We start from the raw sequence: 24,689 nt of genomic DNA, 5'->3' as shown, positions 1-24,689 counted from the left end.
TCCCCCTCCGGACTGCTACTGGGCGATCAGGGTCGCGGTCGCCCGACCGGTCGCCGTCGTGCCTGCTCCCCCGCCGAACAGGTCGAGCAGGATCGGGTTGTAGGTAACCGTGACTGTGACGGTGAGCTGTTGGGCCCCGTCCACGGTGGCGGTGCCTGTGACTCCGTCGAGATCATCGAGGTACGCCTGGACAGCGGTGGAGGCCATCGAGGCGTCGATCTCCTTGGCGCCGCCGTCGATGGCCTGCCCCGCCCTGATCGCCTGACCGCCGGCCCGGGCCGCCTCTGCGGCGATGTTGTCCGCCCGTTGGTACGCGCGCACCTTGGCGCCGCCGTCGACGACGAGGCCGATCAAGGCGAGGAATGCCGGCGCGAGGACGGCGAACCAGATCGTGATCCGACCATCGTCGACGCGCATTCGGCGCCTGGAGGTGGTCACTGCCGGCTCCGGTACGTGTCTAGCGGGCTGGTGAAGGTAGCGGCCAGCGGCACGGTACCGGGCATCCCGGGCAGCGCGACGTCGGAGAAGGTAGCGGTGCAGCTAACTGTGGCGGTAACGGTGGCGGGTTCGCCGGCGGGAACGCCGAAGCCTGCGGTGGAAACGGTGACGTCCAGGTCGGTGCAGCTCAGCCCTTGGGCGTCAAGGGTGGAGTTGGCGGCGGCCAGCGCCTGCGTGTTCGCTTCACTGCCGGTACGGGCTAGGGACGCCGTGCGGGCGGCGTCGTAGGCCGCCGCCTCGAGCGCCTGGCGGGCGAGGTTGACCCGACCACCGATGACGGCGCCGGCGAACAACGCCAGGATGGCCGGTGCCACCACTGCCATCTCGATGCTCGCCGAGCCGCGCTGATCGCGGATCCACCAGGCGCTCATGGTGTGGTGAGCCGTTCGACAGGTCCGTGGGCGGACTTGCTGATGGTCCAGCGGAACCCTGGTAGCACCGTAACCGCCTGGCCGGTAACGGTGACTTGCACCTCGGTCGCGGTGCGGGTAACGACGACCCGCTGGTTGTCCAGGCCCACCCCAGCAGCCGATAGGAAGTTGGCGGCACGCGTCTCTCCCGCTGCGGCTGAAGATTGATAGCCGCGCGCGGCGCTGGCCCCCTGCGTCGCGGCACCCAGCGCGATGGACTGGGCAAAGAAGATCAGCCCGGTCTGAACGACCGCGAAGGTCAGCAAAATCATCGGCAGGGCGATGACGGCGAATTCCACCGGCGAGCTGCCACGGTCGCTGAAGGAGGGGCCCGTCTGCCCGCATCCGATGGGGCGCGGGCAGAAGCTGGGCTGCGCCCGGGTCACGGCTGAGTTGGGATGAGATCGACCCAGCCAGTGGCGACGGCGACGATCCCCCCGGCGACGACTATGGCACCAGCGACGAGGATCGCGGTGATGACGGCGGTACCGACTGGGCTGTCGCCGCGGTCGGTCTGGGTCGGATCGGTCATGTCCTGCCAGCGAGTCACCAAGTAGGTGGTGACGCCGTGGATGGTGAGCATGGCGGCTCCTTCCGTGAGGGGTGGTGTCGGGGTCAGCGGACGAACAGTCGGGCCATGAACGGGTAGCCGATGAGGACGAGGAGCACGAGGATCAGCGCCGAGGCAGGGATGTCGAGCTTGTTGGTCCGCAGCTCAGCCTGGGCGAGGGCCTCGGTACGAATCCGATCTCGCATCGAGTCGGCGCGGGCTCGGAGCGTCTGGTGGACGTTGGCGCCTTCGCTGCCAGCGGTGCGCATGATGTCGGCCAGATCGCCCAACTCGACGACATCAATGTCGCGAGCGAGGACCTTCAGCTCGTCCCAAGGCGGCCGCAGCTGCAGCTGGGCGCTGAGCAAAGCTTCTCGGACACGAGCGAAGACCCAGCCGTGGCAGACGCTGGCCGCGCGGTCCAGCGACTCCACCGGGCCATGGCCACCCAGAACCTGATGTGCGGCGAGGTCGAGGTAGGTGCACATGGCCCGGGTGAACTCCGCCCGTGCGACCCCGGCCTTGGAGACGACTTCTCGGTGGGCCAGCACCGCGCCGGCCGCGGCAGCGGCGATCGTCGCGCCCACGGGAATGAAGACCGGGATCGGCAAAGACAGCGCCGCGACGGCGATGGTGATCAGGGCGGGCAGGATCAGGCAGAGCAGTGCCGACAGGCCCAGGGTGAGGAAGTACTGGTCGGTGCTGCGGTCCAGCAGCCTCAAGTCGGAGTGAGGCACCGTGAACCGCCGTCGGAGCCAGCTGATGCCGGCCGGAGCGTTGCTCGCGGTGCTCAGCGGATGAAGCCGCCGAAGCGCGGGACCCAACGCCGGCGGAGCCGGAATCAGCTGTACGACCAGCAGGAACACCCCGAGCCCAGCCATCGCGCCAGCAAGGACCATGGCGGTGAGGTAGCCGTTGTTCATGCTGCCACCGCCAAGGTCTGCACCTCGACCGGTGGAAGAAGCCTTTCTCGCTTGGGCGGCAGGCTGAGCTTGCGTACCGAGCTCATCAGCACGACGTACAGGCCGGCGAGGAAGAGCAGCACGAGCTGCCCGAGCACACTGCCGTAGGGCTGCAGGTAGTGCGGGTTGATCACCCCGTACGCCAGCAGCAGGATGGTCATGCCGGTCAGGAATCGAACCGCGAAGCGCGGACCCTCGCGTTTCGCATCCACCGTCGAGCGCATCTCGATCTCTGCGGCGATGGACCGGCTGATCCCCGTCAACACCTCGTGCAGACCCTCGCCGCGGTCGGTGACGTGGAGCATCAGCGGGGCGATGACCTGGTCAGCGGTGTAGTCGTTGAGGTCCTCGGCCATCTGCTGAAGGGCGGCGATCGGGTCGGCGCTGCCCTGCAGACGCGCCGCCAAGTCGCGGACCTCCTGCTCAATGAGCTGCGGTGCCGTCGCGGCGGTGGCGACTACGGCCTGCTGCAGGCCGATTCCCCGGGCGACGATGTCGGCCAACCGGCGGGTCCAGGCTTCTACGGCTTCGAGCCGGGCGATGGCCAGTTTCTCGGCCCGGCCGGCGGCGAAGAGCCACGGTATCCCGGGAACGGCAATGCCGATGATCATTCCGGCGGCGGGCCAGCCGGTCAGCAGCCAGGTCAGGGCGCCGGCACCGATCGTCGTACCCACCTTGATCTGGTGGGTGCGTTGCTCCCGACGCGTGCGTCCGGGCCCGGTCAACCAGCGACGGGCCTGCTGTTGCAGTGCCGAGGGAGGCCGGGGCGGACGGGTTGTCCCCACGACTCCGAGAACACCGAAAACCGCACCGGAGACAGCGAGCATGCCTGCCAGCACAGCGGAGAGGTCGAGGATGCTCATGGCTGCCTGTTGAGGGTGTCGAGACGGGCGCTCCACGCGCCGTGGTTGTGCTCCCCCTGCCGGATGTAGGCGGTCAGTTGACGCGGGTCGTAACCGACACGCAGCAGGGGTTCGAGCAACCGCTCCGGCAGATGCCGGGGTACGGCTCTTCCGTCCGTTCCCGGCCCGAAGATCTGGGTGGTGACGAGCTGGTCACCACTCATCCCGCCCACCTCAAGGACTTCCGAGATGTAGCGGTGCTTGCGCCCGCCGAGCTTGGTCTCGTCGTCGACGTTGACGTACACAATGAGGTCGATCGCGCCGCCGGCCATCCGCCGTGCCAGTTCGGCGGTCATCTCGGGCCCGTGCTGCAACGCCAGTTCGATGACGCGGTCCATCACGGCCCGCGGGTGCCGGGCGTGAATCGTGCAGAGGGAGCCCTTGCTGGTGGCCATGGCCTGCAGCATCGGCACGATCTCCCGGGACCGGACCTCGCCGACGATGATTCGCTGCACGGACATCCGGAGGGTCAGCGGAATCATGTCCATGATCGTGACTTCGCCGGCGGGGCGACCGTCGGCTCCGCGGGATCCATGGCCTTCTCGGGACTCGAGACTCATCGCCCACCGGTGTCGTCCGGTGGTATGCAGACCGAGCTCGCGGGACTCCTCCAGGGTGACGAACTGCTCCCGGTCTGGGATCTCGCGGGCCAGTCCCCGTAGCAGGGTGGTCTTTCCAGCATCGGCCAGTCCGGCCACCATGATGTTGAGACCGGAGGCCATGGCAGCCTTGAGGAAGTGGCAGATCAGGTCATCCATGGCGCCGTACCGGTCGCGGAGGTCCTCCAGGCTGATATCCATGAGGGTGTGCCGGCGGATGGCCGCGTAGGGACGCACCGACACCTGCATCAGCACGGTGAGGCGGCTACCGTCGGGCAGTTGCATGTCCAGCCATGGCTTGGTCGATGACAGTGAGCGCTCGGTGGCGCCGGCGCGCATCGCGAGGACTTGGAACATGTCGATCAGCTCTTTGTCGGTCTCGGCGACCGGCTCGCCGACAGTGATCCGTCCGTCGATGTGCTCGATCCGCACGTTGTCGCACCCGAGGATGTGGATGTTGACAATGTCCGGACGATCGAGCAGCTGCTGTAGGCGGCCGAGGCCGAACATGTCGGCCGCGACCGCGTCGAGCAGGGCGTCTTCTTCCGCCTGCAGGATCGGTTGCCCTGCCTGGTGCAGGGCGTCGACGTGCTCGCGTACCAGTCGAGCGGCGATGCGCTCCGCTTCCGCGTGGCGGTGGGCGGTGGAGACGTTGGGTGTCTCCCTGAGTGCCGCGGTTAGTTCCGTGCTGACGCGGGCGCGTAGCTGTCGTACCGCCGCGTAATCGATGCTCACTGGCGCCGGAGGGTGTGCGGCTGCGGCGGGCAGTTCGGGTGCTGACCTATAGGCGGCCGCAGTGCCGTTCCCCGGCCAGCGGTGGCCGTTCGTGGCGACGCGGTCGACCGCTGCCGGCCACGTCGGACCGCTGGCTGGACGCTCATCAGGCACGACTACTCCCCCTCGACGACTTAGGTGCCAGGTGGGCGCGCCGCCGAGCAATCGCGTCGCGTACCGCCGGCTCTGCACTGGCAGCGGCCCGGAGCAATCGCTCACTGCCTCGCAGTCGACCACCGCCGTCGCTCAACACCTCGGCCGTACGCCGGTCGTCGGGGAGCTCGATCGCGGTGGGCAGCTGCAGTCGCTGCTCGATGTCCCGTCGGCTGTAGGGGCCATCGCCGATCAGGGCCAGAGCGAGTGCTCCGGGCCCTTGGCCGTACTGCGTCAGTTCCCGCCGGAGCATCTCTGCCGCGCCCACGGCCGGCGCGATGGTCCGCAGGGTCGCCGCGCGCACCACGAGCAGCAGCAGGTCGGCACGGAACAGCAGCGGCCACGGCGGAGCGCTGGTGGCAAGTCGCCCGCAGTCAGCGATGACGTCGTAGCCGGGCTCACGGTGCTCCAACTGGCCGAAGAACGCGGTCAGCGGCTCCCAGGTCGGCCGGATAGTGCCCGCCTGGACCGAATCGTTGATGCCGGGTAGGACGAACCGCTTACCCGGATCCTTCGCGTCTAGGTCGATGAGCTGGTGGGCAAAAGTCTCGGCGAGCTGGTCGCGTAGGGCGGCTGCTGCCAGCGGCAGAAGGCCGATGGGTGGAATCTCAAGTCGGGACAGGTAGCCGCTCAGGACGCTGCCGCCAGCCGGGTCGCATTCGACCAGAACGGTGCGTCCTTGCCAGGACAGGGCGCACGCCAATGCGGTGGTGGTGACGCCGGGTGAGGCCTTGGCCGAAACCATCGCGATGATGGCCACGTCAGCTCCCCGTGGTCAGCGCGACGACGATTCGGCCGGCGGCCGCACGGGAGGCAACGAGCGGTCCATCGCGTTCGGGGACAGCGACGTTGAGGAGCCTTGTGCCCTCTTTGACCCCAGCGCGCACGTCCACCACGGTGGCCTTGATGCTCATCGGTGCTGCCGTCGTCTGCTGCTGGTTCGAAACCGGACCATCGTCCGCGGTGACGACGAGCAGCACTCGGGCACCGGGCTTCACCCTCTCAGCGGGCATGCGCTCCTGCGGCAGGCTGAGTCCCACCAGCTGCTCACCCTCGTTCGGTACGGCGGTGTCGGTGAGCTGTCCCCTGGTCAGCAAGGTGCCGGGCACCAGCCCGACCGCCGCGAACTTGCCGACGACCTCGTCGGCGGCGTCGGCCCTGATCGGTTTGAGCACGAGGTCGACGGTGATGCGTACCGTACTGAGATCCGACCGATCGATAGTTGAGCCAACCTCGACCGCACTGCTCACTGCCAGGTACTCGGCGGTGGTGCCGACCTTGCGCAGTACCGCAGCAGCGATCAGCCCACCGGCAGCGACAAGCGCTACCGCCAACCAGACGAGTGCTGGCCGCCAGCGGCGTTGCGGTGCGACGCGGGGAACGGCGTACGGTGCAGCAACCGGCGAGGCGGCGCGGGAGGACTTGGTTGGTACGGTCGTCATGACGTGATCACCTGCAGTTCGTCGATGTCGATCGTGGCCGTGGAGGAAAGGTCGACGGTCTGAGATCCGGTGGTCCCGCCCCCACCACTCCACGTGACCAGCCACGACGTGGTGGCCGTGACGGTGTATCGGCCTTCGGCCTGAGTGCTGCTCGGCTGGGAGTAGCCGCTGTAGCCGCAGTCCGGCGATTTTTTGTTGCCGTATGAGGGCTGATAGGGGGTGCCGGGCGTGGTGCAGGTGACGGAGCTGCCGTCGCCCATGGTCCAGACGATCTTTTGCGCGGTGGCGGTGGCGGTGACCGAACGTCCCGGTACAGCCGCAGTCCGCGTGATGGGTCCCCACGTGCTGGGGCTCACCTTGTTCCAGAGCCAGATCGGCAGTCCGACCAGACCAGTGCCGTCGATCTGCGGGGCGATTCCGATGCTCGGCCCGTCGAGTTTCATCTGAGCGATGGCTCGTTCAGCGAGCTCCTGGTAAGACGGCAGAATTCCAGCGGGCGGGTCTGCCGACCAGGTCGCCGGCGTCTGCGAGGCGACACCCCCGTAGACGCCGCACGTACGGATGCTCCAGTAGCCATCGGTCCGGCCGCCTGGCGGTGGGGGAACTCGGCTGACGTAGCAGGATCCGTCCCAAACGCCGAGTCCATCGACCACGCACGGCACGGTTTGGCCCTCGTAGCTGCAGCCTCGACCGGTGCCACCACCACTGCTGTTGCCCCCACCGCCATTTCCGCCGCCTCCGGCGCCGGGCTTCTCGACAACCCAGTAGCAGTTGCCTAAGGCATCGCAGTGCTCGTAGTCGGCGTACGCCGCTCCTGGCGCGATGAGGCTGCCGCCGCCCAGCGACAGAATCAGGACGGCAGCCACGAGCACCCTTCGAGTCAACATGGCCTCTCCCGTTGGGCGCTTACCTCTCGGACACGCCATTGGCCGTCGTCGAACAGCTCTGCCTTTGCGATCACCACGTACCTTGTTGCCTGGCCCGTGGTCCGCACGGACTTGCCGGTCTTCTTGGAGACCACGTCCCACTTGCCGGTGTCGAAGCAGTCCTCGACTTCAGCGGTGAAAGGACGTTGGGTGGTGTCGACCTTGCTCACGACCGGCGTGGAGGCTGGTTGCCCTTTGGTGACGAGCCCCTGCTGAAACTTGATCAGCAGGTCCTGGCGCACCGTCAGCAATGCCGGGTCTGCCACGAACTTGTCGAGCTTGGCGTTGTAGTCACCCTTGTTTGAGGCGGCGACGTAGGTCCGTACGTAGTTTCGATAAGCCGCCAGCGCGTCCGCGCCAGCTTCGGCACCCTCGCCGTTCACCGCCGAGGACGTTGGCGCCGAGGACGATGTCGCGGTGGGGCTGGGGGCGACCGCAGGGATGTCGTTTCCGCAGCCGGTCAAGAAGACTGTGAGGGCTGCAGTGAATCCGATGGCGCAATAAGGCATGGCTACGTCCCTGGCCTTGCTAGCCGTTGAGATCAAGGTGATGCCTCCTCCGGCTGATGGAGAGATCGCAGCCATGTGCCGCTGTCGCTGGGCCGCTGGCAGGTAGCGTTTCCCTGCCTGGGCGGCCCAGCGGCCCCCTCCTGTAAGCAGCGGCCGGGCAGAGATGGTCACCTCCGCCAGCAACCCAGTGCGGCATCGAGTGCTGCAGGAGGAGTCCCCCCGTTGCGCTCCTGTCGGAGCTGATTCCTCCCACTGATGGCTCCCCCCAGTACGGGTGGTCGGACCTCAACTCGTCCGCCACGCAACGGGCGTTGAGCGGATTGGATTCTCGCTCAACACGCGTTGCTCCAAACAGGAGCGAGCATACGCTCACGTTCCGTGTGCGTGTCAACATCTGTTTCGTTGGCACATACACATGCGACACTGTTGTTTAGGTCGCTGGAGGGTGAAGCATCATGGTTGACGATCGGTACGCAGAGCAGGAGCTGCCACCCCTCGACACGCTGGCAGCAAGGGTGGAGTACCTGTTCGACAAGATTCGCCCCACCCCCGACGAGCTCAGTGACTCCGACGAGCCTGGGCGTAAGTACACCAACAGAGAGATCGCCGACAAGATCAACGAAGCGGCCACCGAAACGGGCGTGACGATCAGCGCCGCCTACATTGGAGAGTTGCGCCGGGGGGTGGCCAACGATCCCCGCACCTCACACGTGCGGGCGCTGGCTGCCGCGTTCGGTGTGAATTCGGGCTACTTCGTGGACGACGCGGCAGCACGACGGATACAAGACCAGATCACGCTGCTCAGCGAGCTGCGTCGGATGGACGTCAAGCAGGTGGCGCTGCGACAGGTGCTTGCCGACAACGGACTCTCCGCGACGGACACGCAGCTCATTGAGCAGATGGTGGCCCGACTGCGGGCCGTGGCCGAGGGCAGTGGGAGTTCCGCGCCCGACGATCGCAGATAGCCGTGCAAGTACTTCGGTGGCAGTACGCCGACGAGCGGGGGAACGCTGACGTGAAGTTGCACCGATTACGTAAGCACTGCGAACAAATCGTTGCCGACCTTGAGGTGCCGGAGCCGTTCGACATCCAGAAGCTCTGCGACGTCCTCGGTGAACGGCGTGGCCGGCCCATCCACCTGGTGCCGATCAAGCTGCCGGCACACACCGTCTGCGGGATGTGCGTGCCAACCGGCGACTTCGACGCGATCTTCTTCGAGCAGGACACCTCACCTCTGCACCAACAGTTGATCATCGGTCATGAGTTGGGTCACCTGCTCGCCGGCCACCGGGCAACCGAAGTCCTGGATGCGGACGCCTCTCGGCTGTTGCTGCCGGACCTGGACCCGCAGTTGGTCCAGCGCAGCCTCGGCCGCAGCAACTACGCAGCGGCCGAGGAACGCGAAGCCGAGATGATCGGCTCGCTACTCCTCCGGCGACTCCGTGGCGGCCACAGCGACGTGGACGACGAACCGCTCGACGACCAGCACGCCGAGCTGTACGGCCGGCTGCGGCACTCCCTCGAACACCCCCACAGGTAGCCGCCGCGATGGACACGGTCCTTTACACCCTGTGCGCGGTGGCTGGTTGGATCGCGTGCGGATATATGGTGCGACTCCAGCGACGGCATCCCAGTCAGGCGCGGCGCGCGATTTGTCTAGGCCTCGGGGCGTTCGCCGCGGGTATCTCGTTCGCCATCCCGGCCGTCGCAACCGCGATCGACCAGGTGTCGGGCCTGCCCAACCTGGCCAAAGTCATGTCCCACGCCGGCGCCTTGACCATCTCGGCGAACGCCGAAATCATGCTCCTCCACTTCGCACTTCCCCCGGCGACGGCCGCTGCCCGTGCCCGCCGATGGATCTGGGTCACCGCGTGCGCATTTCTCGTGATGGTCGGCCTGTTCGTGTACACCCTCACGTACGACGACCCGGTCCTCCTGACGGTCGAGTACGCGACTGACCCCGTTGTGACCGCCTACCTGCTGATCTTCCTATTGCTCGGCTTTTTCGCGTACTGCTTCGACATCACCCGGCTGTGCTGGAGCTTTGCGAAGATCTGCGGGCGACCATGGCTGCGCCGCGGCCTCCGCATCACCGCAGTGGGCGCCGCCTTCGCGCTGCTCTACAGCACCAACAAGATCGCGTATCTCATCGCCTACTGGGCCGGCTATCAACCAACTGGCGAGCGACAGATTGCCGCTGTCCTGGTGACCATCGGCGCGTTGCTCATCACGATCGGCCTCACCATGCCCGCCTGGGGACCGACCCTGAGGATTACCCGTCGGTGGGAGGACTACCACTCCTACCGACGACTCGAACCACTGTGGCGGGACCTCATCGCGGCACTTCCCGAGCTTGAACTCGACCCCACCCTGCGCCAGCGCTTGGTGGCCGTCGGCGACATCGACTACGCGCTGACCCGTCGGGTGGCCGAGATCCGCGACGGGCGCCTGGCGCTGCGCCCCTACACGGATGTCAGTGTGACGGCATTGGCCGGACAGCTCGCCGAGCAGGCCGGGCTGACCACCGAGGAGCGGCAGGCAGCCGTCGAGGCCGCACACCTTGCCTGCGCTTTGCGTCGACATGGCGCCGGTCTCGTGGCCGCGGTCCCGCAACCCGCAGACGAGCTGCACCGCCCGGACGGTGGCTACGCCGGCGAAGTCGCGTGGCTGATTCTCGTCACCGACGCCTACGCCCACTCGCCGGTGGTGGCCCAGACGCTCGCCGCGACCGGAGAGCTCAGCGCTCAGGGCACCCCGCAATCCGCGGCAGGAGACGCCCTCCGATGAGAGGCCGCTATGCGAACCTGGCCCGTATCCGTTCTCTGGACCCAGAGCGCGACTACCTGGACATCTACCAGACCATGCTGCGCTACGAGTTCCCTTGGGACATGAAGCTCGGGCTCAACCTCGCCTTCAACCGGTCCTTCTCGATCCCCGCCATCGCGGCCGTACACACGGCCACCGGTGAGCTGACCGAACGCACCCAGAAGCGGATCGACGACACCGGCCTCCTGATGTACGAGATGGTGCTCAACGGCTTCGAGCAGCCTCGTGGCCGAGACGCGCTGCGGCGCGTCAACCAGATCCACCGGCCATACGAAATCAGCAACGAAGACTTCCTCTACGTCCTCGGCTGCCTAGTGGTGATTCCGACGCGGTGGTTGCAGGAGTACGGCTGGCGCCAACCCTGCTGCCACGAGCTGCAGGCCACGTACCTGTTCTACCGGGAGCTCGGCCGGCGGATGGGTGTCACGGACATCCTCGGGTCGTACGCAGAGTTCGAGACCTGGTTCGACGCCTACGACGCCGCTCACCTGCAGCCCAACGACGACGCGGCGGTCATCGAGCGAGCCACCCGGATGCTGATGCTCACCCGGATCCCACAGATGCTCGCACCGCTGGGGAACTCGCTGGTTAGCGCCATGTACGACGCGCCGCTGCGGCGCGCGATGCGTGTTGACGCGCCGGCGTGGCCAGTCCGGGCTGGTCTCCATGTGGCGCTGAAGATGCGCTCGCGGCTGCAGCGGTGGGTTGGAGCGCCAAGGACGACGGCGTTGTTCGCCGACGGGATCAGAGCCAAGAGCTACCCCAATGGGTACGAGGTCAGCCAGCTTGGTCCGCAGCACGGCCACGTGCATGAGTAGCACGCCGCGCCGCAGACCTTCGACCGGCTGTTCCGACAAATCAAAGAGGCCATCCACCGGTGCCGGACCAGCGGGCGAACTAAAGGGACGACGCGCTTCTTGCGCGTTGCGGCATGATTCGAGACAATACCAGCGGCGCGTCAGAATTCAGAGACCTGCTCGCTGCATCGTCGATGAAGCGTGCCACTCCAGCACTGTGAGGCGAGCCAGAATCGGTGAATGATGCTTGAGGATCTGCGCAAGCTTGAGAGCAAATGGAAGCGCGTCAGTCCAAGACGAGCAAATGGCGGCCGCCATGCAATTTCTGGGTTCCACTATCAATTCCACTCAACCCTCTTGAGCACAGTCTCCAGGTTCATCGAAGACCCAGGCGCGAGCTCCGAATCAGTCATAGCTGAGTGCCTCTCAGACCTACGCATCGCCAAAGACGACGCCGTGGTCACAGTGCAGATTAAACGCCGACACACCAACCAGTCGGTCCGCGCGGCCCTTGATCAGCTTTGGGAGATCTATCTCCTCGCCAACGAATTCCCGAACCTGCAACCACGCCTACGATTCGAAATCCAAGCGTCCACATCCGATCTAGGAGACGCAAAAGCGACAATAGACAGGTGGATTAACAACCCTGAACGTTCAGATTGCGATTCAGTCACGCTACGGTCATTTGCAAGAGCGGTTCAAATAACGACGGTTAGTGACCCGGCCCGTGAATTGCACGCAATCTTACATAACAAGCTGAGCGCCTCAAATCCCGTCGCACTTGTCCGCAGGTGGCTTGCGCGCCTACTAGAGTCAAGCGAAAGTGAGGATGGATTTTCGCTGGCCGCCCGTGATATCTGGAGTGAACTAGTAGAATTAGGTAGCAGTAGGACCACCAGAAGAGCAGATATTCGCCTGTGGCAAGACGAGTATGTCCAGCCTGCCAGGATAGAACCCGGCGAGTATCTAACTGGCCAACAGCCGAGGCTCTACCACCTCCGCGACGGCTACTTTGCATCAAGACCTGAGATTCTGGATCGAGTCAAGCAAGACTTCCTAGTCTGGCTAGATTCGCAACCGGCTTTCGTAGACAATACAGTAAGACTACCTATTTTCTGGATAGGCGGACGGTCGGGTTCCGGGAAGAGCATACTTTTGCTTCAGCTGCTAGCAGATCTACATTCTGGTGCAATGGCACGAGTGGTATGGCTTGGGAATAGTCCCAGCCTTCTTGCTCGCGGCATAGAATGGGTAGAGCAAGCGGAGCGCGGCGATCCAGACTCGCATCTTCTTTCCATTCTAGCTATCGACGATCCTTACCACACTTCCTCTGCCGAGGTTACGGCTCATTGGCAAAAGGCTATCGCGATAGTCGATGATCTGCGGCATAGCGGAGAAGGAGAACGACTGCCGCTACTCGTCTGTTGTGGCCCGACCGAGCAGGCCGAGCAACTTAGTCGAGATTTCGCCGATGACGTCACGGTCACTCAAAGCCTGCTAGAGAAGGAGTCCGCAGCAGACTACGAAGTCTTAGGTTCATGGTTTACCCGTAGAACAAATACGAAGATCGTGCCGGTATCTGAACCAAATATCCTACTCGTACAACTCTTCTTTGAATGGCACCACAAGACGTCGCTCAAGGAATTCGCTGCCAGACTCCGGGACCGTCTCCTTGCGATGGACTCGCAGAATAGAATCATCGCCGCAGTCACCAAGGTGCTGGCAATCAATCGCCTTTACTCTGGATATCCGACTCGAGCTTTCGAAAGCGCATTGCCTGCAGAGCAGCGAGATGCACTAGCCAAATTGCAAGAACAAGAGCACCTAGAAATTCGCGGCCAAGGTTCACGGCAAGGCGTATGGCTGACTCACCCTCACATTGCGAACCTAATATACGATGCTTGGTTTCCGGAGAGCGCCAGCACCAATACGCGAAAGAACCACCTACTCCGAGTAATTTCAGATTGCAACCTTTACGGCGAGGATCCTGCGACACGGACCGCGCCGCTTTGGGCTCTCTCCCGAGTTTTGGCAGACGTTACAGGTGACTTAGGAGCGAGAGTATCGAAGGACAGCATTGCAGAGATACTCCTTCAGACGTACCGCGAACGCATAGCTGCAGATACAATGCCGCTTGCCGAACTCCCGGTATGGCTGGAGTTAGCCGCCGCACTTCCCACAATTGAGTGGAAACCGCACCCCCTGCCAAGGACCCTTTCCTACATTAACGGCACCAAGGTCGGGGCCGACACCACAGGCCTCCGGCTAACTTGCCACAAGCTGCTGCAGCACTACAGGCAGTCCGAGGGTGCGGCACAAGCGATTATAGATTTGCTCGAACAAAAAGCGGATTGGCGGGAATGGCATTTTGTTGCAATAGACGCAGTTAAAAAGCTCCGCGATCCACGACTTAATAGTCTTATCGAATTCTGGGCTAAGTCAACTAACGTCATCAAGAATATTGCTGGCGATCTACTCTCGGCCGCCTTGAAGCACTTACCGGAAGATGAGAAGCTTGTTAGCCTTTCTGCTTCGCTGTTAACCACGGCCGCGCCGACTTCGCAATGGGGCGAAGTGGCGATACGTCTTCTCGAACGCGATTACACCCTCTACCGGCCGCAGGCAATGCAGTGGTTGCGAGCCCACAGGCTACGGCGCGAAGTTGTCTTTGTCCTCGCCCACTTGCTTCATCTACAAACAGTAACCGGCGATCACGACCAAGACATTCTTAATGTTGCACGCCTTTGGCTGCAACGCCACTTTCTAGAACCTACGGCTAATTTCGTTCTCGAGCCCCTACTAGGGCTCGTTTCACCAAACGATGAGATGCATCGGCTGGCCTCTGGGTGGCTAACGGTGGGCGCAGGAGATCAGAGTGATGTAGTAACAGTGTTGGTTTCCCAGTACGGGCGGAGTGATCTGGGGCTGCGTTGGCTGCTTGAAGCGTCAAGCAACCACGCCTCGTGGCCGTACGTCTGGGAGGCTGTTTGGAAGGCTCATGACCGTTCACGTGAGCTTGCCGAGATCGGCCTGGCGTGGCTTGATGGTCATCACGACCATTCTGCCTGGCCACGGGCCTGGAAGGCCCTGTGGCGGTGGAACTTCTACAGGGAGGCCATTGGACCTCAAGGTCTCGACTGGCTCACCCGCCGCAACTACTCCCCGGAATGGCCGGGGCTGTGGAGACTGCTTTGGAAGTCCGGTGAGTCAGTACCACAACTCTCTGACGAGGGCTATAGATGGCTGCCCAATGGCACATCGCACACATTGTGGCCACATGTTTGGGAAGCCCTATGGAAAACCGGTCGTCGTGGCGATCAACTTCAACCGTTGGCCCTAGCCTGGATCCAGCTGAACCCCGGGCACGAAAGGTGGCCACACCTCTGGGACGAGCTGCGGAAGGTCGATTGGGCAACTTCCGAACTTGTCGAACTAGCCTCCGCCTGGCTGCAATCCTACGGATTGGACAGACATGGTTGGCACCATGTCTGGGTTAAGTTGTTGGAAGAAGACAATTTTTCTGAACCATTGAATGCCGTCGCCTGGAGTCAGCTACACAACTTCGCCTCGATTCGAGAGAAGCCAATTTCAAGCCGGTGGCCTCGGGTGTGGCGTAGCTTGTGGGCGTGGTGCCCAGAGGATCGAGAGCGCCTGTCGATCGCGGCAATCGAGTGGCTTTCTGTCGCGCCGATTAACAAGCAGTGGCAGGAGGTTGCCTTGGCAAATCTTGATCACGGGAAGGTGGTGGCGGAGCTCCACGAAGTTGCCGTCACCCGGCTGAACGAACTTTCGCAAGACGACGTCAACTGGACCACTCTTTGGCGAATCGGTTGGTTGTGCGACTTAGACCGCCCAATACTTCGTGACGGCGCCATGGATTGGCTCAATAGTCATCAAGAACGGCGGTCATGGCATTCTGTCTGGCATACACTATTGAAGGAAGACAGGCATTCTCAACAGCTTTTCTCGCTAGGCATGGAATGCATTCGTCACCAACTTTCTCATGAAGCATGGCATTTAATTTTTGGCGCTTTGTGGCATATTGAGGTGCAGCGGGATGAGTTGGGGGATCTCGCGCAACGGTGGCTTTCGCACTCCTGCAATGGCGACGTCACATCTCGGTCAGTGGTGCAAAACTTGCTAGCAGAGCCTCGAACGTCGGGGGGTGGACTGCCAACCAGAAAGACCTATATGGAGTAATCGCAGCATCAGGCCGTCAGGACAACCTGACTAGATTAGCGACAGTGCGGCTTAGGCATACTTCATCGCGAAATTGGCCTCCGGATAACGGCCACCTGCCGGCTCCAGTAGCTGACCGGAACGACCTTAATAACGTCGCCGGTTGAGGGTGCCTGAACGAGGTACTGCCGACCAAAACGGTCAGTACCGATGTACATCCCGACGTGACCAGGTCGAGTCATCGTGCCGTCCGAGCCGGGGATGAAGATCAAGTCAGCTGGCCGCATCGCCGCCAGCGAGGGGACGTCGACACCGGTGTGCACCTGGTCGGCGGTAACCCGAGGGATCGGCACGCCGCCTTTAGCCCAAGAGGCCATCATCAGGCCGGAGCAGTCGTAGCTGTCCGGCCCTTCAGCGCCCCAGACGTAGGGCTTGCCACGCTGCGCAAGGGCGAAGGAGACGACCGCCCGCAGCTGCGGATCGGACGGCAGTATGTACCCGTCGGGAAGGCCGGCGTCGTCCAGGGGCGGGAGTCCGTCCCCGCCGTCGCTGGTGCAGACGATGTTCAAGCCGTCGCTGATCAGGGCCACCAACTGCTGAGCCTCGGGCTGCCACTTCGCGTACGCGTCGGGGAACGCCGACCGCTGCACGGCCTGCGCGGCCTGGGTGAGCGGCATGGTCTGCCAGCCGTGGACCTTGACCAGTCGCTCGTAGAACTTCCGGGCGGCGTAGCGGGGGTCAAGAATCTGCTCTGGGGTGCCCCAGCCCTGGCTGGGTCGCTGCTGGAACAGCCCGAGCGAGTCGTGGTCGTTGTCCTCGCCGAGGTGGCCGAGGTTGCGCAGGGTGGACTCCTGCATCGCGGTGGCCACGGCGATCTCCCAGCCGTAGCGCGGTATGTGCAGCTCGGCGCCGACGGAGACGATGACGGCCGCGTTGCTGACCTGCTCTGAGGTCCAGGAGCCCTGACCGGGCCAGCCCGTTTGTGCGGCAGGAGCGCCGGGCGAAACGCTGGGCGGACCGATGGTGCACCCCATCGCCGGACTCGCTCCGATCACCGCGAAAGCAACGAACACGATCAGCGCAAGCGGCGCCAGGACCACAACGGCGAGTCCTCCGGCGAGGATCGGCCACCGCCGGCTCATCGCAGACCTGCCTGGCGGATCTCGTACCCAACGACCCGCCAGCCAGATCCGTCCGGGCCGCCGCGACGAAGGCTGCAGTCGACCAGGCTGTACTCCGTCCAGCCGTCTTCGCCCCGGGGAGTCGCGCTCACCCGGACGGCGCGCCGTGCGGTGATCGCGGTGTCTGCTGGCTGCAGCGCGTCGACGAAGGGTTCCACGATCGTGTCGACGTACGCCCGGTGTTCGGCCCAGGTCGCCCAGCGGCCGTCCCTCCCGGCGGCCGGGCTTTGTCCGGCCAGGGCGCTGCTGACGTAGCGGATGGCGCGCTCGTAGGCGTCGTCCGGTCCGGCATCCCGCCGGGTGTCGGCGCTGTAGAGGGCCGCGGTGAACCGGTGGCACACCTCGCCGGGATCGGCGTGTGCGAAGCCCGGCTGTCTAGGCGGTGGAACTGGGGCGGCGACGTCTGCCGAATTGAGAACCATTGTGCTTGGCACCGTCGGCGCTGGCTGTCCGCCGCCGGTGCAACCGGTAACGGCCAACGTCAGGGTGAGCGCCGCTGCTGCTCGAGTTCGCGCATTCATGGCCACGACGGTGCCGCGTTGCCAAGGCCGTTACCGCTGCCAGTCGTCGCTGGTAGCGGCGGTAACGGTGCCAGCAATACCAGCGTCAACTCTGCCGTCAGCCCCAGCCGGCGAAGGTCCAGGGCAGATGCCCAACCGAGGGCATCGTGACCTTCGGGAGACTGCTGTGTTCGCTCACTACCTCGCTGGGGCTGCGCTCGACGCCCTGGCCGCGCCTACTCCCCCGCCGGCCGCCCCGCCCGGACTTGAGGCAACCGGGAATCTCTTCATCGGCTGGATGAAGTGGATCCTCATCGTCGCTGGCGTCGGCGGCCTGCTTGTCTGCGGGATCATGATGGCTGTCGGGCGCCGCAACCGATCGGCCTTTGCAGCCGATGGGGCAGCTGGCATCCCGTGGGTGCTGGCTGGACTCACGTGCGGCGCAGTCGCGGCCGTGGTCGTCGGCGCAGTACTGCCGAGCTGAGTCATGACCTACGACGTCATTACTCGCGCCCGCCGCACCACACGCCGCCGGACTACCGCCCTGTGTTTGACCGCTGCGGCGGTGCTAGGCGCCGCAGCCGTAACGGTGGTGTTCGGCGGCGGCCCGGATCGTCCTGTCACCTCGACCTTAGGTCCGGTGCTGGTCCGCCCCGAGACCACCGATGGGCAAGCATTCCTGCCGAATGACTTGGGCTGGGCCGACGTCGCGGGAGTCTCGGTGCCCGTATCGGCGCAATCCGGCCCTCGCAACTCCAGCGAGGGGCGGGCTCGCGGGTTCGCACACGATCCTGGCGGCGCGGTGCTGGCCGCCGTACACATTGTCGTGCGCGTCAACCCGCAGGTCGGGCCGGCCGTGTTCGGCCCCACGCTGCGTACCCAGGTAATTGGAGCCGACGCGGCCGCGATGCGGGCCCAGGTCGCGCAGGCGTACGACGAGCTGCGCGGCCAGGTGGGCGTGGCGGACGGGCAGCCCGTCGGACGCCTGAACGCCACCTTGCTCGGCTACCGAATCGTCAGCTACACCGACGACGAGGTCGCCCTACGCCTGCTGACGGAAGCATCGGGCGGCTCGGGTAGCTCGCTGATGGTGAGCACCGAGGTGCGTGTGCGCTGGACGGACTCGGACTGGGCGCTGCTGGCACCCGCTGGTGGGACGTTCGACCAGGCCGTGACCGTCGTTCTGGATCCCTACACCTCCATGTTCCTTCCCTTCAGCGCAGGTAGGTGACCTCATGCCAATCTGTAACCCCTTCATGCCCGCGACCTGCAGCGGCGTCATCGTCGGTGGAATCAACACCGGCATCGAGGCTCGCGACTCGATGGTCAACACGATCCTCGACGGGCTGGCCAGCGCGGTGAAAGACGCCATCCAGTGGGTCGCCGGCCTGCTAACCAGTTGGACGCTCATCCCATCGAACAACCTGTGCCCGACCAGCGGGTCCGACCCGGGTCAGTGGGCCACCGACTGGATGGCCCAGTGCAACGGGGCGGCCGGGCCAGCGCAGCAGCTGCGCGGGTTCATGCTGCCGATCACGATCCTGGTCCTGGTCGGCGGGTTGTTGTGGCAGGGCATCACCATCGTTATCAGCCGAAAGGGGGCGCCGCTTCTGCAAGCGGTCCGGGGAGTCTGGAACACCGCCCTGTGGGGCAGCGTCGGCGTCGCCGGCACCCACCTGGTCCTAGAGGCCGGGGACAGCTACTCAATGTGGCTGCTGAACGAGGCGATCTTCAAGGAATCCAACAAGCCACCCAACGAGGCGATGAGCGCAGCGCTCGGCGCGCTGCTGCTTCCCGGCGCGTCGGTTGCCCCATTCGTGATGATCCTGGTCGGCGTGTTCGTCATCCTCGCCGCCGTGGTGCAGACGATTCTGATGGTCTTCCGCGAAGGCGCCGTGGTGATCCTCGCCGGACTGCTGCAGCTGGCGGCGGCAGGCTCCATCACCCGAGGTACCGGCCAGTGGCTGCACAAGACCCTCGGATGGACGCTCGCGCTCGCGCTGTACAAGCCGGCGGCGGTATCGGTGTACGCCACTTCGTTCATGATGATGCGCGGTAACGGGCGGGACTGGCTGATGGGTCTCGGGATGCTGGCCCTGTCGGTGATCGCCCTACCCGCGCTGATGAAGTTCTTCACTGTCTTCACCGGCGGCGTCGCCTCCGGAGGCGGAGGCCTCGGCATGGCCGGCGCTGGCGCGGCCGCAGGCCTGCACGCCGCGTCTTCGGTACGTGGGGCGGTCGGTGGTCACAGTGCCGGCGACCACGCCCGCTACATGGACTCACGGGGACCTGGTAACGGCAGCGGCAACGGCCCGACCGGCGCCATGCCGACTCCCTCCGCGCCCTCGCCGACGGGTGGGTCCGGTGGGGGCACAACCGGTAGCACGCCGACCGTGATCAACGGTAGCGCCACCGCCGGCGGCAATTGGGGTCCGGTAACAGCGACAACCGCCGTGCCGGCTGGATCCGGCGCTACCGCGTCCGCCGGTGGGAGCGCGGCAGCTGCTGGTGGCGCGGCGGCTGGAGGTGGCACGGCAGCGGCCGGGGCGGCAGGAGCTGCGACCGGACCGGCGGCACCGGTTGTCATCGGCGCCGTCGTGGCCGCGCAGGCCGCAGCTAGCGCAGCGAAAGCAGGGGCGAACACGGCAAACTCCGCGATGCGGGACGGGATCACGCCGTCATGAGCAGCAACCAGGCGCAGATACGTACCTACGGGGGTTGGCGGCGGGCGCGGGGCATGGGCCTGTTCGGCCTCGGACCGACGCAGACCTTCGTCGTCCTGGCGGCGATCACCGTGCTGATCGTCTCCGGATCGATGGGACTGCGGGCGCTGGCCGTCTCCGCCGGTCCCTGTGTGCTGCTCGTGGTGCTGTTGGTCCTGCGGTGGGACGGGGTGCCGCTGTCAGCCGGAATCGCACAGCGAGTGCGATGGCTGATCGGCACCAGCCGCGGCTACACCTCGTACCGCTCCGGGGTGATGGTGGCCGGCGAGCACGCCTGGCAGCTGCCGGGCGTACTCGCGCCGACCAGCCTGCTGACCGTCGAGGACGAGGGTGCCGACGGGTACGGGGTGGTCTACAACCGCCGGTTGGGCACCATGACGGTGACGCTGCGCTGCGCGGCGACGTCGACGTGGTTGGCCGATCCGGACGCGAGCGCCGCGTGGGTGGCCAACTGGGGTGGCTGGTTGGCGAACCTGGGCTATCTGCCGATCGTCGACCACGTCACCATCACCGTGGACACCGCCCCGGACCCCGGCTCCCGGTTGGCCGACCACGTCAGCCGACGGATCGTCCCCCACGGGCCGGCTTCCGCCCGGCGAGTACTGCAACGGCTGGTGGAGGTGTCCCCGGCGGCTGCCGCCGACGTGGAAACTCGGGTGTCTGTGACCTTCAAGCCCGGCGCTTCCCCCAGCAAACCCAAGAACGAGAACGAGGCCCTGGAGGAGATCAGCCGGACCTTGCCGGGTCTGCAGGACTCGCTGGGCAGCTGCGGCCTCACCGTTCTCGGCCGGGCCAGCGCGGAGGCCATCTCGGCCGTTGTGCGGACGGCCTTCGACCCGGCCAGCCGAGGAGATGTGGCCCGCCTGGCGGCGACTCCCGGCCTGAATCTGACCCGGTGGCTGGACTGGGACAGCGCCGGGCCGGTGATGGCTGAGGAGCACCTCGACCGGTACGTGCACGACTCCGGCACGTCAGTGTCGTGGGCGTGGCATGAGGCACCGCGCCAGCACGTGCACGCCGACGTCCTGGCGCGGCTGCTGGCACCCGGCCCGTACCCGAAGAGGGTTTCGCTGCTGTATCGGCCTTTCCCAGCCGGGGAGGCCGCGCGGATCGTGGAGAGCGAGGTCAACGCCGCGGCGTTCCGGGCGGCGTACAACCGGGCGCAGAAGCGCGACGAGTCCGCTCGGGACCACGCCGATCGGGAACGGGCCCTGCAGACCGCGCGGGAAGAGGCAACCGGGTCCGGGGTGGGCCTGATGTCGCTGTTCGTCACCACCACCGTCGTCTGCGCCGACGACCTGGGCCGGGCCATCGCCGATGTCGAGTCCCGCGCCGACGTAGCCAAGATCCGGCTACGGCAGCTGCGCGCTAGCCAGGCTGCCGGCTTCGCCACGACCCTGCCCTGCGGCGTTTGCCCGCCGCAGCTGGCGCGTCACTGGCCCCGCTGACCTCAAGAGCAGGAGCGATCAATGAAGAGCACCGCCGCCGCAGACGCGGTCGCGCCGGCGCCAGCATGGGGTGTACGGACACCCGGCGCTGGCCGAGCCAGCCACATCTCCCCCGGAATGGAGTACCAGGGCACCACCGTCCAGCTGTGCGGGCTGTTTCCTTTCGTCGCCGGATCCGGGGCACCCACGATCGGCGTACCGATCGGACGGCACATGCTCTGGGGCGAGGTCGTCTGCCTCGACCCCCTCGAATGGCTCCGCGAAGGCCTCATCACCAACCCCGGCGTATTCGTCCTCGGCCAACCCGGCGTCGGCAAGTCCACCGTGGTCAAGCGGCTCATCACCGGCATGACCGGATTCGGTACCAGCGCCCTGATCCTCGGCGACACCAAGCCGGACTACACCCGGCTTGTCGAGCACCTCGGCGGACAGGTCATCCGCGTGGGCCGCGGCCTCGACCGGCTCAACCCACTCGACTCCGGCCCTCTTGGCAGCGCGCTCGCCCGGATGGACAGCACCGAGGCCCGGCAACTGCGCCTCGAAATCCGGGGCCGGCGCATGTCGCTGCTGCTGGCGTTATGTGCCCTGGTGCGAGGGCAGGCGCTCAACAACACCGAGGAAATCATCCTGGGGCGGGCGATCGACGTACTCGCCGAGCGCCTTGACCGGGACCCCACGGTGCCGGACGTGCTGAGCCTGGTCGAAGCCGGCGCCGACGAGCTACTCACCGCAGCCCGGGCCCGCACCGACGGCGAGTACCGGCGCCGCGTCGACCAGCTCGTGCCTACCCTGGCGCTGCTGTGCGAGGGCAGCCTGCGCGGGGTGTTCGACGGCCCGACGACCAAGCCCTTGGACCTGGACGCGCCGGCCGTCAGCGTCGACATCTCCCAGGTCGCCGCTGCCGGGGACCAACTGGTGGCCGCCGCCATGCTGTGCACCTGGGCGTACGGCTTCGGCATGGTCGACGCCGCGTCCGTGCTTGCCGACCAGGGCCTCGCACCGCGCCGGCAGTACCTCGGCGTCATGGACGAACTGTGGCGAGCCCTGCGCGGCGCATCCGGCCTCGTCGAGCACGCCGACGCGCTCACCCGACTCAACCGGCAACGCGGCATGGCCAGCGTGATGGTCACCCACTCCCTCGCCGACCTAGACGCTCTACCCACGCCCGAAGATCGGGCCAAGGCACAGGGCTTCATCGAACGCTCCGCCATCAAGATCCTGGCCGGGCTACCGCCCCGCGAACTGAACCGGGTCAATGAGGTGATCAAGCTGTCGGGACCCGAACGGGAGCTAGTGGCGTCCTGGGCTGCGCCGGAAGCGTGGTTCGCCGGGTCTGTGCACCCAGGCCGGGGTAAGTATCTGATCAAGACGGGCGAGCGCAACGGGCTACCGGTGTCGCTGACGCTGGTCGGTGACGAGTGGGAGCTCTACGACACCGATGCAGCAATCCGGCAGGTGCAGCCATGAACACCCGGCCCGTCGAGCCGCGCGGCAGTGTCGGAGGTCCGCTCACCCCGTTCCTGATGCTGGGGCTGGCGTGGGCGGTCATTGCCCTGATGTGGCTGTCCTGGCTGGCCGGATGGATCGCCGCTGCAGTAACCGGGCAGCCCGCCATTGGGCCCGGCTTCGGATCGGCGTACCTCGAGTACCTGCTACGCACCGAATGGTCGGCGTTGTGGCCCGGGGCGTCCCCCACCGTCGTCGGTCTGGTCTTCGCGGTGTTGCTGCTGATGCTGGTCTGCCTGATCACTCTCACGGCGATGTGGTGGCAGGGGCGCAAGCCCGACGCCGAGGACCCGCTGCCGTCGCTCGCCGGCCCGGCCGAGGTACGGGCGATGACGCTATCCGCGGTCGCCGCCAAGGCTCGGCGCCTGCGGCGCGGCCTGGCGGATGCGGCGGTGAGGGAGATCTCGGCCGAGTCAGCTGGGGTCGTTCTCGGCGCGCATCGCCGGCGGCGCGGCTCAGGTCCTCGGCTCTACTCCTCCTGGGAGGACGTCATCCTCGCGGTGATGGCGCCCCGCGCTGGAAAGACGACTGCAATGGCTGTGCAGTCCGTCCTCGGCGCGCCGGGCGCGGCCCTCGCCACCAGCAACAAGCCCGACCTGTGGGCCACGACGGCTGCCCTTCGCGCCGAGCGTGGCAGCGTGTGGGTGTTTGACCCGCAGTCCATCGCCCACGTGCCGCAGGGGTGGTGGTGGAACCCCCTGGCCTCAGTCGAGGACGTCGAGGACGCCCACCGGCTGGCCAACCACTTTGTCCAGCAGGTCCGCAACTCCCAAGGCAGCGACGACTTCTGGATTCAGGGAGCGCAGGACCTGCTCACCTCGCTCATCCTGGCCGCCGCGCTGGAGGGCCGCACGCTGACCTCGGTCCAGGCGTGGCTGTCTGATTCCACCTCGCGGGAGCCGGCGACGATCCTCAAGAGCCACGGTTTCGGTGCCTCCGCCCGGGCGATGTCCGGCCGGCAGGCCGGCGCACCGGAGACTCGCGAAGGGCTCTACGAAACCGCCCGCACCGCCGCAGCGTGCCTGGCCAACCCGACCATCATGGCCTGGGTCACCCCACCAGACCTGCCACTGCCGACACTGGAGGTCGAAGCGTTCGTCGAGAGCGCCGACACCCTGTACCTGCTGTCCAAAGACGGCGCCGGAGCGGCGGCACCGCTCGTCGCTGGTCTGACCGACCAGGTGCTGCGGGCCGCAGTGACGCTCGCCGAGGCGCACGGCGGCCGGCTCGACCCGCCGCTGGTCGCCTGCCTGGATGAGGCCGCGAACATTTGCAAGATCGCAGACCTGCCGGAGCTGTACAGCCACCTCGGCAGCCGAGGCATCATCCCGCTGACAATCCTGCAGTCCTACCGGCAAGGGACCAGAGTGTGGGGTGAGCGAGGCATGGACGCACTGTGGTCAGCGGCCACGGTCAAGCTGATCGGCGCAGGCATTGATGACGCCCGGTTCGCCGAGGACCTGTCCCGGCTCGTCGGCGAACACGACGTTACCGTCGCCTCCCGCACCCGAGACGGCAAAGGCCATACCTCGTACCAGACATCGGTGCGCCGGCAGCGGATCCTCGACCCGGCGCACATCCGGGCACTGCCAAAGAGATCGGCGTTGTTGTTCGCCACCGGCGTGAAGGTGGCGATGCTCAACCTGCTGCCCTGGTACGACGAGCCGAGCGCCGACCGACTGACCGCGGCCGTCGCCGCCTCCACCGCCGAGATGACCCGTCAGGCGCAGCGCACCCGCGCCGCACGTCGGGACCGCCTGACCCAGCGCTCCTGGCGGGGACGGGCCGGCTGAAGCTAGCTTGG

The 24,689-nt window shown here is 65.9% G+C and carries 24 protein-coding genes; 11 read left to right on the top strand and 13 right to left on the bottom strand.

Translation table 11 applies throughout. The annotated features are described in order from the left end of the window. Positions 1 to 15: 15 nt before the first annotated feature. The 11 genes from DLJ58_RS30805 to DLJ58_RS30755 form a co-directional block, all read right to left on the bottom strand. The gene (locus DLJ58_RS30805) at positions 16 to 438 is read right to left on the bottom strand and encodes a TadE family protein (RefSeq protein WP_124861829.1); all 423 of its coding nucleotides are present in this window, start codon (positions 436 to 438) and stop codon (positions 16 to 18) included. Further along, positions 435 to 869 (bottom strand): TadE/TadG family type IV pilus assembly protein, encoded by a 435-nt coding sequence (locus DLJ58_RS30800; protein ID WP_124861826.1) that lies wholly within the window; start codon positions 867 to 869, stop codon positions 435 to 437. Before DLJ58_RS30800 ends, DLJ58_RS30805 begins: the two co-directional genes overlap by 4 nt. Further along, on the bottom strand, positions 866 to 1,207 hold the full coding sequence (locus DLJ58_RS30795) for a TadE family protein (RefSeq protein ID WP_124861824.1): 342 nt from the start codon (positions 1,205 to 1,207) through the stop codon (positions 866 to 868). The genes DLJ58_RS30800 and DLJ58_RS30795 overlap by 4 nt, the downstream gene beginning before the upstream one ends. Positions 1,208 to 1,290: 83 nt before the next feature. Then, complete coding sequence (locus DLJ58_RS30790; RefSeq protein ID WP_124861821.1) at positions 1,291 to 1,491, bottom strand: hypothetical protein; 201 nt, start codon at positions 1,489 to 1,491, stop codon at positions 1,291 to 1,293. Positions 1,492 to 1,523: 32 nt separating this feature from the next. After that, entirely contained in the window at positions 1,524 to 2,381 is an 858-nt protein-coding gene (locus tag DLJ58_RS30785; RefSeq protein ID WP_124861818.1) for a type II secretion system F family protein, read from the bottom strand. After that, the gene (locus DLJ58_RS30780; protein WP_124861815.1) at positions 2,378 to 3,283 is read right to left on the bottom strand and encodes a type II secretion system F family protein; all 906 of its coding nucleotides are present in this window, start codon (positions 3,281 to 3,283) and stop codon (positions 2,378 to 2,380) included. The genes DLJ58_RS30785 and DLJ58_RS30780 overlap by 4 nt, the downstream gene beginning before the upstream one ends. Continuing rightward, positions 3,280 to 4,809, bottom strand: a complete 1,530-nt coding sequence (locus tag DLJ58_RS30775) for a TadA family conjugal transfer-associated ATPase (protein ID WP_124861812.1) — start codon at positions 4,807 to 4,809, stop codon at positions 3,280 to 3,282. Before DLJ58_RS30775 ends, DLJ58_RS30780 begins: the two co-directional genes overlap by 4 nt. Beyond that, positions 4,802 to 5,608, bottom strand: a complete 807-nt coding sequence (locus DLJ58_RS30770; protein ID WP_124861809.1) for a CpaE/TadZ family protein — start codon at positions 5,606 to 5,608, stop codon at positions 4,802 to 4,804. The genes DLJ58_RS30775 and DLJ58_RS30770 overlap by 8 nt, the downstream gene beginning before the upstream one ends. Position 5,609: 1 nt before the next feature. Next, a complete protein-coding gene (locus DLJ58_RS30765) occupies positions 5,610 to 6,182 on the bottom strand; it encodes an SAF domain-containing protein (RefSeq protein ID WP_158629649.1) in 573 nt (190 codons plus the stop codon). 104 nt (positions 6,183 to 6,286) lie between these two features. Continuing rightward, a complete protein-coding gene (locus tag DLJ58_RS30760; protein ID WP_124861803.1) occupies positions 6,287 to 7,156 on the bottom strand; it encodes a hypothetical protein in 870 nt (289 codons plus the stop codon). A gap of 14 nt (positions 7,157 to 7,170) precedes the next feature. Further along, positions 7,171 to 7,599 carry a hypothetical protein gene (locus tag DLJ58_RS30755; RefSeq protein ID WP_124861801.1) on the bottom strand — a complete coding sequence of 143 codons (429 nt, stop codon included), beginning with the start codon at positions 7,597 to 7,599 and terminating at the stop codon, positions 7,171 to 7,173. A 581-nt stretch (positions 7,600 to 8,180) separates the two neighbouring features. Here DLJ58_RS30755 and DLJ58_RS30750 point away from each other — a divergent pair. The 5 genes from DLJ58_RS30750 to DLJ58_RS30730 all read left to right on the top strand — a co-directional run bounded on the left by DLJ58_RS30750 (position 8,181) and on the right by DLJ58_RS30730 (position 15,548). Beyond that, a complete protein-coding gene (locus DLJ58_RS30750; RefSeq protein WP_124861798.1) occupies positions 8,181 to 8,690 on the top strand; it encodes a hypothetical protein in 510 nt (169 codons plus the stop codon). A 50-nt stretch (positions 8,691 to 8,740) separates the two neighbouring features. Beyond that, a complete protein-coding gene (locus DLJ58_RS30745) occupies positions 8,741 to 9,265 on the top strand; it encodes an ImmA/IrrE family metallo-endopeptidase (RefSeq protein WP_124861795.1) in 525 nt (174 codons plus the stop codon). An 8-nt stretch (positions 9,266 to 9,273) separates the two neighbouring features. Further along, positions 9,274 to 10,512: an MAB_1171c family putative transporter gene (locus DLJ58_RS30740; protein WP_124861792.1), complete on the top strand. Its 1,239-nt coding sequence runs from the start codon at positions 9,274 to 9,276 to the stop codon at positions 10,510 to 10,512. Next, positions 10,509 to 11,369 (top strand): oxygenase MpaB family protein, encoded by an 861-nt coding sequence (locus DLJ58_RS30735; protein ID WP_124861789.1) that lies wholly within the window; start codon positions 10,509 to 10,511, stop codon positions 11,367 to 11,369. The genes DLJ58_RS30740 and DLJ58_RS30735 overlap by 4 nt, the downstream gene beginning before the upstream one ends. Positions 11,370 to 11,588: 219 nt before the next feature. Further along, positions 11,589 to 15,548, top strand: a complete 3,960-nt coding sequence (locus tag DLJ58_RS30730) for a hypothetical protein (protein WP_124861785.1) — start codon at positions 11,589 to 11,591, stop codon at positions 15,546 to 15,548. A 62-nt stretch (positions 15,549 to 15,610) separates the two neighbouring features. Here DLJ58_RS30730 and DLJ58_RS30725 read toward each other — a convergent pair whose 3' ends face one another. Beyond that, positions 15,611 to 16,627, bottom strand: coding sequence for a C40 family peptidase (locus DLJ58_RS30725; protein WP_244219202.1), 1,017 nt, complete (start codon positions 16,625 to 16,627; stop codon positions 15,611 to 15,613). A gap of 38 nt (positions 16,628 to 16,665) precedes the next feature. Beyond that, positions 16,666 to 17,130 carry a hypothetical protein gene (locus tag DLJ58_RS30720; protein WP_124861779.1) on the bottom strand — a complete coding sequence of 155 codons (465 nt, stop codon included), beginning with the start codon at positions 17,128 to 17,130 and terminating at the stop codon, positions 16,666 to 16,668. 265 nt (positions 17,131 to 17,395) lie between these two features. Between DLJ58_RS30720 and DLJ58_RS30715 the strand changes: the two genes are divergently transcribed. Genes DLJ58_RS30715 through DLJ58_RS30685 form a run of 6 tightly spaced genes read left to right on the top strand, consistent with a single transcriptional unit; the run spans position 17,396 to position 24,678 of the window. Continuing rightward, positions 17,396 to 17,692, top strand: a complete 297-nt coding sequence (locus DLJ58_RS30715) for a hypothetical protein (RefSeq protein WP_244219201.1) — start codon at positions 17,396 to 17,398, stop codon at positions 17,690 to 17,692. A gap of 3 nt (positions 17,693 to 17,695) precedes the next feature. After that, on the top strand, positions 17,696 to 18,439 hold the full coding sequence (locus DLJ58_RS30710; protein WP_124861771.1) for a DUF8175 domain-containg protein: 744 nt from the start codon (positions 17,696 to 17,698) through the stop codon (positions 18,437 to 18,439). A 4-nt stretch (positions 18,440 to 18,443) separates the two neighbouring features. Continuing rightward, entirely contained in the window at positions 18,444 to 19,892 is a 1,449-nt protein-coding gene (locus tag DLJ58_RS33940) for a hypothetical protein (RefSeq protein ID WP_158629648.1), read from the top strand. After that, entirely contained in the window at positions 19,889 to 21,379 is a 1,491-nt protein-coding gene (locus tag DLJ58_RS30695; RefSeq protein ID WP_124861760.1) for an SCO6880 family protein, read from the top strand. Before DLJ58_RS33940 ends, DLJ58_RS30695 begins: the two co-directional genes overlap by 4 nt. Positions 21,380 to 21,400: 21 nt before the next feature. Continuing rightward, entirely contained in the window at positions 21,401 to 22,846 is a 1,446-nt protein-coding gene (locus DLJ58_RS30690) for a hypothetical protein (RefSeq protein WP_124861757.1), read from the top strand. Then, complete coding sequence (locus DLJ58_RS30685; RefSeq protein ID WP_124861754.1) at positions 22,843 to 24,678, top strand: type IV secretory system conjugative DNA transfer family protein; 1,836 nt, start codon at positions 22,843 to 22,845, stop codon at positions 24,676 to 24,678. The genes DLJ58_RS30690 and DLJ58_RS30685 overlap by 4 nt, the downstream gene beginning before the upstream one ends. The last annotated feature ends 11 nt before the right edge of the window (positions 24,679 to 24,689 follow it).

This window comes from Micromonospora arida, assembly GCF_003857035.1.
Taxonomy (GTDB): domain Bacteria; phylum Actinomycetota; class Actinomycetes; order Mycobacteriales; family Micromonosporaceae; genus Micromonospora; species Micromonospora arida.
The sequence above is the reverse complement of the archived record's forward strand: the minus strand, read 5'-3'. Positions and strand labels throughout refer to the sequence as shown.